Annotated in this window: 12 protein-coding genes and 3 pseudogenes; 1 reads left to right on the forward strand and 14 read right to left on the reverse strand. The window is 54.5% G+C overall.

Features of this window, described 5'->3' with window-relative positions:
• Position 1: 1 nt before the first annotated feature.
• The 10 genes from B5F54_RS06660 to B5F54_RS17585 form a co-directional block, all read right to left on the reverse strand.
• A complete protein-coding gene (locus tag B5F54_RS06660) occupies positions 2–199 on the reverse strand; it encodes a hypothetical protein (RefSeq protein ID WP_087232232.1) in 198 nt (65 codons plus the stop codon).
• A 255-nt stretch (positions 200–454) separates the two neighbouring features.
• On the reverse strand, positions 455–1,753 hold the full coding sequence (locus B5F54_RS06665) for a virulence-associated E family protein (RefSeq protein ID WP_087232235.1): 1,299 nt from the start codon (positions 1,751–1,753) through the stop codon (positions 455–457).
• Between the two features lie 13 nt (positions 1,754–1,766).
• A complete protein-coding gene (locus tag B5F54_RS06670; RefSeq protein ID WP_204738459.1) occupies positions 1,767–2,408 on the reverse strand; it encodes a CHC2 zinc finger domain-containing protein in 642 nt (213 codons plus the stop codon).
• 135 nt (positions 2,409–2,543) lie between these two features.
• Positions 2,544–3,278: an SMI1/KNR4 family protein gene (locus tag B5F54_RS06675; protein ID WP_087232241.1), complete on the reverse strand. Its 735-nt coding sequence runs from the start codon at positions 3,276–3,278 to the stop codon at positions 2,544–2,546.
• 159 nt (positions 3,279–3,437) lie between these two features.
• Entirely contained in the window at positions 3,438–4,910 is a 1,473-nt protein-coding gene (gene mobQ / locus B5F54_RS06680; RefSeq protein ID WP_087232244.1) for a MobQ family relaxase, read from the reverse strand.
• Complete coding sequence (locus B5F54_RS06685) at positions 4,911–5,201, reverse strand: DUF3847 domain-containing protein (protein WP_087232247.1); 291 nt, start codon at positions 5,199–5,201, stop codon at positions 4,911–4,913.
• Between the two features lie 334 nt (positions 5,202–5,535).
• Positions 5,536–6,015 carry an SMI1/KNR4 family protein gene (locus tag B5F54_RS06690; protein ID WP_072851842.1) on the reverse strand — a complete coding sequence of 160 codons (480 nt, stop codon included), beginning with the start codon at positions 6,013–6,015 and terminating at the stop codon, positions 5,536–5,538.
• Between the two features lie 116 nt (positions 6,016–6,131).
• Positions 6,132–6,494, reverse strand: a complete 363-nt coding sequence (locus B5F54_RS06695; RefSeq protein ID WP_087232250.1) for a winged helix-turn-helix transcriptional regulator — start codon at positions 6,492–6,494, stop codon at positions 6,132–6,134.
• Positions 6,495–6,677: a hypothetical protein gene (locus B5F54_RS06700; protein WP_087232301.1), complete on the reverse strand. Its 183-nt coding sequence runs from the start codon at positions 6,675–6,677 to the stop codon at positions 6,495–6,497.
• Positions 6,678–6,830: 153 nt separating this feature from the next.
• Positions 6,831–7,079, reverse strand: a complete 249-nt coding sequence (locus tag B5F54_RS17585) for a hypothetical protein (RefSeq protein ID WP_172749617.1) — start codon at positions 7,077–7,079, stop codon at positions 6,831–6,833.
• 132 nt (positions 7,080–7,211) lie between these two features.
• Between B5F54_RS17585 and B5F54_RS06710 the strand changes: the two genes are divergently transcribed.
• Positions 7,212–8,021, forward strand: a complete 810-nt coding sequence (locus B5F54_RS06710) for a helix-turn-helix domain-containing protein (RefSeq protein ID WP_087232252.1) — start codon at positions 7,212–7,214, stop codon at positions 8,019–8,021.
• Positions 8,022–8,162: 141 nt separating this feature from the next.
• On the opposite strand, the gene B5F54_RS06715 is transcribed toward B5F54_RS06710, so the two are convergent.
• The 4 genes and pseudogenes from B5F54_RS06715 to B5F54_RS06730 form a co-directional block, all read right to left on the reverse strand.
• Entirely contained in the window at positions 8,163–8,618 is a 456-nt protein-coding gene (locus B5F54_RS06715) for a hypothetical protein (RefSeq protein ID WP_087232255.1), read from the reverse strand.
• 94 nt (positions 8,619–8,712) lie between these two features.
• A pseudogene (locus B5F54_RS06720) lies at positions 8,713–8,916 on the reverse strand (helix-turn-helix domain-containing protein); the annotation flags it as partial.
• 137 nt (positions 8,917–9,053) lie between these two features.
• Positions 9,054–9,206, reverse strand: a pseudogene (locus B5F54_RS06725) (Maff2 family mobile element protein); the annotation flags it as partial.
• Between the two features lie 95 nt (positions 9,207–9,301).
• A pseudogene (locus B5F54_RS06730) lies at positions 9,302–10,867 on the reverse strand (VirD4-like conjugal transfer protein, CD1115 family); the annotation flags it as partial.
• Between the last annotated feature and the right edge of the window lie 63 nt (positions 10,868–10,930).

Raw genomic sequence — 10,930 nt, forward strand, 5'->3', positions numbered from 1 at the left:
GTTACCCGCACAATCCAGACGGAACACGGTTCTGCTGAACCTTGTCTTTATTATACCCTAAATCTTGTGTTTTCGCAAGACTTATATTGTCCTTCCGCTGGCTGTATTTCTGTGCAATCAGGCTCACAAAGACGTCGGTGGCGTCCAGCTCGCCGTCAAACACCGCTGTGACTTGGATCTCGGTTTTGCTTTTTGCCATAGGCAGTTTTACCTCCATAAATGAAATAAGCCAGACAGGAGAGGGGCGGCAACGAAGTCCGGCAACGGGCTTCAAAAAACCTGCAAAACAATCTCCGTCTGGCGGTTGGGTTCCTATTTACTTTTTCTTTTATTTTTCTGTTGCTTTGGTTGTCAGAGGGGAGAAAGGCCCGCCGTTACAGGCTTTTCCCCGGCAACCGGCCCGGCAACGGGCTGGCAACCGGCTCGGCAACGGGGTGGGATTCCCCCGGATTTTTCAGAAGGGCAGCTCCATCTGCTCGGTCACTTCCACAAATCCCTCCGGCAGTTTTTCCTGCCCGTTGTCAGCGCCCGTTGCCGGGGCCTCCCGTTCCCAGCCCTTCTGCCTGCCGTATTCCTCGAATATCCGGGGGTTGGAAAAGTACCTCCATCCCGTGATACAGTGGTTCATAATGTCGTTGACCTCCCGTATCTCCCATTGCTTCGGCTCGTCGTAGGGGCGCTTGAGGGCCTCCCGGAAAAGCTGCTTGGAGCATACGGCGCTGCCGGTGTAGCGGTCAAGGTAGGCTTGGATCATCCCGGCCTTGGTGTCCTCCGGCATGAAGTCCCGCTGGTGTTCTTTCAGATACCGTACCATTTCGGGGCTGAAGGACAGCTTAAAATCGCCGCTCTTGTAGACCGTCATGGCCTCGGCCCACACTTGCTCAATATAGGCCCTGGACGCGGCTTCATCGTCCAAAATGTGTACCTCGGCCTGTTCCGGGTAGACCATGACCGGCAGGAAGCGCCGGTTGCCGGAGCGGTCAAGGGGCAGGAAGTCCAGGGCGTTGGAAGTCCCGCCGAATACGCACTGGCGGGGCCTGTCCTCCGGGTGGGTTTCATAGGGGATTTTATAGACCTCCTTCTGACGGCTTAAAAAGGACTTGATTTCCTCAATGCTCTTGGCGTTGGCGGTGGCGATCATCTCCGACATCTCAATGATCCAGTGGCCTTGCAGTTTTCGGTAAACGTTATCGTCGTCCAGCTTCCGCAGGTCGTCGGAAAACCATTCGTCCCTCACGGCCAGCAGGCGGAAGAAGGTGGATTTCCCGGCCCCCTGCCCGCCCACCAGACAGAGCATGACCTCAAACTTGCAGCCGGGGCGGAAGGCCCGGTGGATGGCCCCCAGCAGGAACAGCCGCAGGGATTGGTAGGTGTACTCGTCCGTGTCGGCCCCCAAAAAGTGCCGCAGGCAGCAGCGGATTCGCTCTTTCCCGTCCCACACAAGGCCGTTTAAGTAGTCCCGGATGGGGTGGTAGCGGTTGGCGTCGGCAGCAAGGTCGAGGGCGTCGGCAATCTTCTTCTCGCTTGTCAAACCGTAGGTATCTTCCAGATAGAGGCGGATATACTTCATGTCCGTGTCGGTCAAGGCCCTGCCCCCGGCGCGGCGCTGCCTGCCGATGGGCCGCAGCAGGTCAACGCGCTCGGTCAGGAGATTTTTTGCCACCGCCCCGGACAGTTCGGGGTCATACTGGAATACCGTCAGGCAGTTGTGAATACTGTTGCGGACGCCGCCCTTCTCGGTGCTTTCCAGCATGGCTTTCACTTCCTCAACGCTCCGGGGCGGCGGGGCGGCCTCTATGGTGTCCGTCACGGCCTGCCGCAGCTCCGGCGTCAAGCTCTGCCATTCTTCGCTCAATGCTTCTCACTTCCTTTCCATAGCTGGCGATCAGGGCCGCCCGTTCCTCCATGTCGGGGGAGAGCAGCGTGTCCAGCAGATATTCCACATAGTCCTGCTTTTGCAGGGCTTCCACAAACAAAGGATTCCATTCTTCCTCCGGCCCCTTGGGGGCATAGTCCCGCTTCCAGCGGCCCAGCCGGTTGCGGTAGTCGCACAGCACCCGCAGGCAGTACCGCTCCATGCGGCGGAACTGCTGCTCCGGGCTTTCCTGCCGGGGCAGGGGGCGGCTCCTGCCGGGCGGCCCCTTGTCCTCATAGGGGACAGAGAAAGCCCGCGCCAGCAGAAGGGCGGCCTCCTTGGGGCTGATCCCTTCCAGACGGGAAACAAAGTCGATCACATCGCCGGTGGCCCCGCAGCCGAAGCAGTAATACCGGCGGTCAACCTTCATGCTGGGGTTCCTGTCGGCGTGAAAGGGACAGCGGCACATCCCATTCCGGCCTGCCCGGATTCCGAAATGCTTGGCGGCCTGCCGGGTGGTAACAGACTGTTTCACAGCTTCAAAAATACTCAAATAGGCAAATCCTCCGAAAATAAGAAAAGCGCCTGTCATTCTCACAAGGAAAATGGCAAGCGCCGGTTGTTGGGTTTCGTATTCAGTTTTCGATATGGGAAAAGCGCAGCCTATCTGTCGCGCCTATAAAATAATTTACCCTTGCATTCCAAGTACAATCCATTCATCGACAATATCCCAAAAGTTTATATCATACTTGGGCTGTCGATTGCTAAACCACAATGTTGCCTTACAACTATCACAATCAGACAAATCCACTGCAACATATCCGCCCATTCCAGAACCAAATATTCCAAAAGTAGTTGGCAGATAAATTTTCAATGGATGTTTTAAATCATCAAGAATACCCCATTCTTCATCATCAAATACAACAATATCATTGGATTCTAACAATCCCATTCCTCCGCTTGCATAGTAAAAGAAGCCGTTATGAAGTTCTTGATAGAACCTGACGATGCTGTTTGGAAGGTTGTCCAATTTAGATTGTAGTTTACCAGGGAAGTGTGTGGTATTGCAATTTCCCCCCTCATAATATAACACTTTTTTATTAGAAGAGAGTATACTATACAAAATAGAGTATTTTCCCTGATATTTAATTAGATTTACGTCAAGCAAATTTTCTTCTAAATACAGAATAGTATTTCTTAACTCATTTGCAAACAAGGCTTTCCAGCACTTGATTGTTGCAGCACTCCTTTCCTCTTTTTTGTTCATACAGAAAATTTTCTTCCATGACTCTGGGATTTCAACGATATTTTCAACTTTGTACGAGATCAACTCTGCATCCCTATGGTATTTTTTTAGATACAATAATTTTTCTTCAAATACCTTATCCTGCCTGCCATCTCTTAACTTATCAAAAAATCCCATAAAAATTTCCCTCTCTGTTCATCTCTCACTGGCTGGACAAAGTGTCCAGAGGTTGGGGCGGGGGGTTATGCCCCCAGCTTTGGGACAAAATGTCCCAGCAGGGGCGGCCCGTCAAAGCTGATTCCATTGTACCATCCCCGGCGGGAAATGGGAAGTCCCTCACCGCTCCATGTCCCTGTCCCGGCGCTGGGTGTGGGCCTGCTCCTGCCGCCGCCGGGCGGTGTCCACGGTGGATTTCACTTGGTACAGCTTCATCAGGTCGTCCCGGATGGGCTTGTACTTGGCGTAGTCCTCCTGATACGCCTGTTGCAGCTTCCCCCGCTCCGTCCGCCACTTGGACAGGGGCAGCTTTCCCTCCGGCGTGAAGTGGGGTTCCAGCTTGCGGCGGGCCATATAAAACTGCCGCAGCTCCCCCTCATGGGCGGCCTTGAATTTCTCCCGCTGGCTCTTGCGGTGGATGGCGTTGAGCTGGGTGTGGATGGGTTTCAGCTCCCGGTAGCGTTCCGCCTGTTCCAGCAGGCCGTCCAGCTCCTTCATGCGGGTCTGCTTGCTGCCCATGCTGGCCCTTAGTTCCTCGATCCGTTCATTGTGGGAAGTGACGCGGGCCTCCAGATCGTCCACGGTGTAGAGCTTCTGCTCGGTCAGGTAGTTCACGGCGTTGGCAAACTTTTGGAGATTGCCCACCTTGCCCTTGCTGCTCCACGCGCCCGCGTTCCGCGCCCCGTAGTAGGCGGATAACAGGTCGGCGAGGGTGGGGGCCTGGGGCTTGGACAGTTCCTCCCGCACCTCGTTCAGCCATCCAAACAGGGCCTTGATTTTCTGCCGCAGCTCTTTCAAGAGGGCGTTGGTGGCCTTGATCCAGCGGTTGAGTTCCCCCTTGTCGGTGGCAATCCCTCGCGCCTCCATCTGGCGCACCGCTGGCCCCTCATGGACGGTGGGTAATAGGTCTAAACCTTGCCGCAGATAGGAGCGGTGGTCGATCCGGCAGGGCAGGCCCTTCTCGGCAAACTTGGCGTTGCACATCTCGGCCCACACCTCCCGCCACGCTTCCAGCGTTTCCGGGCGGCCCCAGTCGGTGGTGGGAACCGCGTCAAAGAGGGGCTTGCCCTTCTCGTCCAAAATGCGGTTGCCGTCCTCGTCCAGACGGTAGACGCGCCGCTGCTTGTAGCCCCATTTGCCGCTTTCCAGAATGGGCCGGATGGGGCAGAGGACATGGAAGTGTGGGTTGGGGATGCCCCCGTCCTCCTTGTCAGGCTGGTGTACGGCAAAGTCCACCACCATGCCCCGGCTGACAAACTGCTCCAATAAAAACTGCCTTGCAAGGGCGATGTTTTCTTCCAGTGAAAACTCGTTCTGCAAGGCAATATCAAAGCTGTACGCAAGCTGGGCGTCCTTGTGGCGCTCCACTTCCTCCACGGCGTTCCATAAGGTCTGGCGGTCTTGGTATTCCGGCGGGGCCTGTGGGGGCAGGAGAATGTGGGAGCAGATCACGCCGCCCTTGCGGGTGTAGTCGCTGTACTCGCCGTAGCGTTCACTGTAAAGCCGCTCCCCGGCGCGGTAGGCGGCGGACGCGATGGCAGACTGTCCGGCGCTGCGCTGCACCTGCGTGACCGTCAAATGAAACAGGGCCATTTACTCGCCCTCCCGCTGGGCGGCGGCCTGGACAGCGGCCCGCACCTCCGGCATGGAGAAGATTTGCTCGGCAAGGGAATAGAAGCCCTGCTCGGACATGGGCTTGACCTCCGGGGCCACGCTCTCCACGGCGGCCCCTCTGGTAATCAGGCGGTGGGCGCGTTTCTGCCGCTCCCCCTTCTCATAGTATTTCTTCCGCTGCTCCAACCGCTGTACCCGGTGCTGGTACTGTTGCAGCTTGGCCTCGTTCTCGGCGTACTCCTGCCGGAGCTGTTCCAACTCTTTGCTCATGGTCGTTGACCTCCTTCAACTGAAAAATGGGTGAAAAAATGACCGTCCTCCGGGGTGTTCCCGGTGAGCGGTCAGGGTGTCGGTGTTCGGTTATCAGGCCCTCGGAAGGGGGACAGACGCGCCAGCGGGTGTCCCCCTTCCGGGGGCGGGTGGGGTAAGCGGCGTAAGCCGCGCAAGGGGCGCAGCCCCTTGGACGGAGCGAAGCGACGCAAGAACGGCAGATTGCTCCATCTGGCAATCCGCCGTTCCGCCTCGCAGAGCGCACGAATACATGGCCGTCAGGCTATGTATAGAAGTGCGCCCTTTAGTTCCTAAAGGGGTTTTTGATACGCCCTTATAACGATTCTATAACATCAATGCCTGCTCCATTGACGAGAAAATCTGTGAGTGTGTCTGCTATTTTATACGCATATTCAAAACCTAAGCTGCCTGCATCCACAAAATATACGCCAAATCCATCGTTGCCATACCCATAAAAATAAACCATATCACCTAAATCATCACCAATAAACCAAACCTTACTGATGAAGTTTTCTTTCATAGAATGTGCAAACTCATTTTGCATACTTAATGCCCTGTTTGCTGACCAAAGACATATAGGTATGTTCCCAATATCTTCATCGTCGCTTTCGATTTCAAATTCTATGCTACCAATATTCCCGGTACCAGAAATACAACTTAAAAATTCATAATAATCAGCAGGCAACTGTATCGGTGTCCTTTCAAAAATTTTTTTGATTGTTTCTTCTCCGCCGGGACAAACCTCGCTATTATTAAACACTAATTGTTTACTAATATTTTCAATAATGCTCACTTGCACACCTTCTTACAAATTATTCAAGACTATTTATTTAGATTGCTTACAATGTTCCCTCGCAACCCCCCTCGCCGCCTCCCGGCGGGCTGGACGGGGCAGGTCACTTTTTTCCATTATACCGGCCCTGCGGCCTGCCTGCAATCCTGTTTTTGTGCGTCCCGTGGAATGAGGACATAAATCTTATTCGGCTCCCCGAAGCCCTGACGCACCCGCAGGAGCAGTCCGGCGTCCTCCAATTCCCGCAAGGCCCGCTTCACTGTCATGGCGCTGCGCCCCAGCGCACCCGCCAGTTCCACGATGGGGCAGCGGGTAAATATGATCCCGTTGGCGTCCTCCGCCCCTGCCGCAAGAGCGGCGTCCAGCAGGCGGGCGTACATGACCTTGGCGGTGCTGCTGACCGGCAGCCCCAGCATGGCCCACGGCAGGGGCAGGCAGGGCGGCAGGTTGGTGTCGGCGGTCAAAAATTCAACTTCCATTCAGCTTTCCTCCCTTCGCTTGGCCCTCTTAGAAAGATAAAAGGGACAGTCGATCACAACCGCCCGGAAGCTCTGCTTGCAGGAGCGGCGGCACTTCCGGCAAAGGATATTGTACGCCACCCGCCCCCGCTCATTGAGGAAGAAGGACAACTCCTGCTTCCTCTTTTTCGGCATTCTCGACATAGGGCCTCCCTTCATAAAAAACCGCCTGTTTGGGCCGCAACAGCCGCAACAGACGGTTCGCAGATTTAAGTGTCGTGTTTCGGGGTGTTTTTCGGGGGAAAAGCGGCCGTAGGGCCGCCCCGAAATTCCCCGTAGTAGTACGGAGCGGGCCGGTTATCGCCCGTCCGTTTGTTGTGTTTCGGTGTCATTTTGGGTGTTCATTTTGCCGGTTTTCCCTGATGTCGTTCCTGCCCCTGGCTCTTTCAGCGGCGTTTCGCTCCCGTTGGTACGCTCGCTGCGGTCAAGGTTCCTCCACCTCCTTGCCGCAGGTCGCCGCGCTACATCGCCGGGGGGGCATATCCCATACAGGCCGGTCATTCGATTGGAATAATCCATCGATGAACTACCCTTATCATAGACCATTTTTGTGCCCTCGCCCGTATGTCCGCAAAGTAGGAATACCGCCCGGAAACGGAAAATTTCCACGATTGCGGAATGGTATGGTATAATCAAAAAGAACAGCGGCGGCCAGCCGCGGGAAGGAGCGATGTGCCTATGAAAACGCGCGTTTCCGTACAGGAGCGGCTGAAGGATTTACGGGTGGAGCGGGGCTTGAAGCTGGAAGAACTGGCGGAGCAGACCGGCATTTCAAAATCCGCCCTGGGCAGCTATGAGAACGACGACTACAAGGAAATCAATCACGGCAGCTTGTTGAAGCTGGCCGACTTCTATCAGGTGTCCGTGGACTACCTGCTGGGCCTGACCGACAACCGGGAATATCTGAACACGCCGCTGGCGGAGCTGCACCTGACCGATGAAGCGGTGGCCCTCCTGAAAAGCGGGCGGGTCAACAACCGGCTGCTGTGTGAGATGATGGCCCACAAGGATTTTATCCGGCTGCTGGCGGATATTGAGATTTATGTGGACAGGGTAGCCAGTATGCAGGTGCAAAGCCTCAACGCCTATGTGGATGTGGTACGGCAGGAAATCATAGACCGCTACCAGCCGGGCGAGGACGATCCCCACCTCCGCATTCTGAAAGCCGCCCATCTGGACGAGGACGAGTATTTCAGTCAGCTTGTCAGCGAAGATATAGGCCGTATCATCCGGGACATTCGCACCGCCCACCTGGGGGACAGCGAGGGCGCGCCGGTCAACACCGTGGCCGAGGAACTGCGGCAGGACATAGAGGAAGTGATGAACTTCAAGGGCAGCGACTTGGAGCGGCAGGCGATCTTGTACTGCAAGCGGTTGGGGATCAATTACAGCAAGCTGTCCGAATTGGAGTTCCGGCAGCTGATCCATATCCTGAACAAATCCTCCCTGCTCAAAACACACGGCTCAAAGCGGAAGAAGCGCAAATAAAAAGCAGGGAACCGAAGTTTCCTGCTTGGGTGGGCCGTGTTCTGTTGGTGCCGCCCGCTGGCTGGACAATGTGTCCAGAGGTGGCGGAATGGTCATGCTTTGATGGGTGGTGTTCGGTTTTCTGTTTCTGACTGGATAACTTCATTCTATGAACTCAACTCTTTTGCTGTAAACCGTCAAGAATAGCTTATGGTCTTTCCCTCGTTCAAACAGAACCCACTGTTCCTGCTCGTCATTGTAGTGCGGATAGGAATTTGCAATCAAACACTCAATAATAACGCCGTTATCCAATTCTATATGTAAATCATTCCACGGGCTTAATGTAGCGGAAAGAACTGCACCACCAATCATTTCTGCATGGAATTGTTTGACATTGAACCACTCATCATTGTTTGTGCTTTCTGATAAATCCCATGATTGATAATCTAAAGTAGTAACCAAAATATCGCTATTTTTGATAATTCTTGCATATCCAGAAGCATGGAGAGCAAGCGGAAAAAAGTCAAATGTTAATATCTCCGCTGCACAGCAAACATTGAGCAATCTTTTTCCCACTAATGAATGGATAAAATTCATCTCTTTTATTCCCATTTTCATGGCTCACACTCCTTTCGCCGCCCTCCTTCTTCCGTCCCCACCTTTGGGACAAAGTGTCCCAGCAGGGGGCGGCCCCTCATGGGGCAACATAATTGTCGTCCTGCTCCAAAGCAATCACATCTGCAATATCACAATGCAGCGCCCCGCAGATACGCAGCAGGGTTTTCATGCTGATATGCTCGCCCTTGCCCATATTGGCGATCATGTTGGTGGTAAGTCCGGCGGCAAGCCGCAAGTCCTCTTTCCTCATGCCGCGTTCCTTCAAGGTGTCCCATAGCGGCTGATAGCTGATGTGCATAGGCGTCCGCCTCCTTCTCCATCGTCAAATGTCCTGCCCCTATTATAGCAGGGGCCTTGTGTTTCCGCAATATTTCTTGACACAACCGCCGGTTCCGTCTGGATTGTGCTTTTCCTTTCTTTTGATTACATCTAATTCGCCTTTAACTGCTTCATACCCTGGCTTTTGGAGCCAGGGTTGTCCGAGCCGTAGCCCTCCAGCAGATTGACAACGCCCCACACGCCCAGGCCAGCGCCCAGCGCAACCACCAGTGTCTGCAAAGTCGTGATAGCAGAAGCGAAAAATTCCATATATCCTCCATTTCTCCGGGATTGTCCCGGCCATGAAAAAAGCCGCCATTTCCGGCGGCAGGTTACGACCTCTGGACACTTTGTCCAGAAGTGATTTATACATAGGCATCCGGATCGTCCACGTCATCGTAGTTGAGGATGTCCTCGTCCTCGCTTACGGGCCCCGCGTCCGATACGTCTACCTCGTACACCTCACAAGCCTCGTTAAGCCCAGGCCGCCTGCGGCGGTTAATGAGCTTATCCAGGTCAAAGGCGTTTTGCTTTTTATCGGCTTCAGCCGTGTACTTGTAGTTCGGGTGCTGTTTCAAGTCATATTTGGACGAAAAGAACGGGGGCAGGCCCCGCAGCTGCAAAATGCACTTGTCGCCCGGCATGGTAGCCAGCTCGCTGGGTGTCATTAGTTCCCGCCCCAGCCGCTGGGTGTTCTGGTTGTAGCTTTCCGACTGTCCACGGGAGCGCCCCTCGGTCTGCATGGAGATCGTGGCCTTTCCCAGCCAGTTTTCAGATATTTCCTTGATGGTGGAGCTTTCCCGGCCACCCAGGAAGATCACGCTGTCCATGTTGCCTAAGATGGTTTCCGCGTTGTCCTTGTATATGGCCTTGCACTGCGCGTACTGCTGGTAGAACAGGCACAGACTCACCTCGCGGGAACGGATCACGGCCACCAGCTTCTCCAGCGAGGGCACCTGCCCCGTGTTGGCCGCCTCGTCCCACAGCACCCGCACATGATGGGGCAGGCGGCCCCCATGAACATTGTCCGCCCGTTCACACAGGAGATTGAACATCTGCGAAAAGGCCAGGGCCACAATGAAGTTATAAGTGGGGGTGGTGTCGGAAATCGTGAAGAAAACCGCCGTTTTCCGATCCCCGATGCGGTCAAGCTCCAGTTCGTCATAGCTCATGATCTCCCGGAGCTGGGGGATGTCAAAGGGGGCCAGCCGGGAGCCGCAGGAAATCAAAATACTTTTCGCGGTCTTGCCGCTGGCCAGCTTATATTTCTTATACTGCTTCACGGCAAAGCAATCCGGCTTGCGCTTTTCCAGGCCCTTGAACATATAGTCCACCGCGTTCATATAGGACTCGTCATCCTCTTTCACGTCCATGCCGGAGATCATGTCCACCAGGGTATTGATGTTCCGATCCTCGGCAGGAGCTTCAAAGATGATATAGGCAATCAGCGCACAATAAAGAAGCGTTTCTGCCTTTGTCCAAAACGGATCGCCCTCCTTGCCCTCGCCCTTTGTATTTGCTATGAGGGTATCCACGAATTTTAGGATGTCCGCCTCATTGTGGATATAGGACAAGGGATTGTAGTGCATGGATTTTGAAAAATCTATGCTGTTGAACACTTTTACCTTATATCCCCGGCGTTGCAGGAAAGTACCCACCTGGGAGAGCACCCCGCCTTTCGGATCTACGCACACATAGCTGCATCCACCGTTTTTATCCGCGCTGGCCTGCAAAATCTGCGGAGTGAGCCAGAAGCGGGTTTTGCCCGACCCGGACGAGCCGATGATGCAGGCGTTGAGGTTGCGGGCGTTGGCCGGGTTTTTAGGCCGGGTGTTCATCGTGAGAAATTCCGTCTTTGTCAAAATGACGTTGTTCTCAAATTTGGGATCGATAAAGGGCTTGATGTCCTTTTCCGTCCCCCATGAAGCGTTTTGTCAAGTGCTATTTTGAGTTATTGACGCACAATCAAAGTGAAAGCGCGAAAGTGCAAAGCG

Source organism: Anaeromassilibacillus sp. An250, from assembly GCF_002159845.1.
Taxonomy (GTDB): domain Bacteria; phylum Bacillota; class Clostridia; order Oscillospirales; family Acutalibacteraceae; genus Anaeromassilibacillus; species Anaeromassilibacillus stercoravium.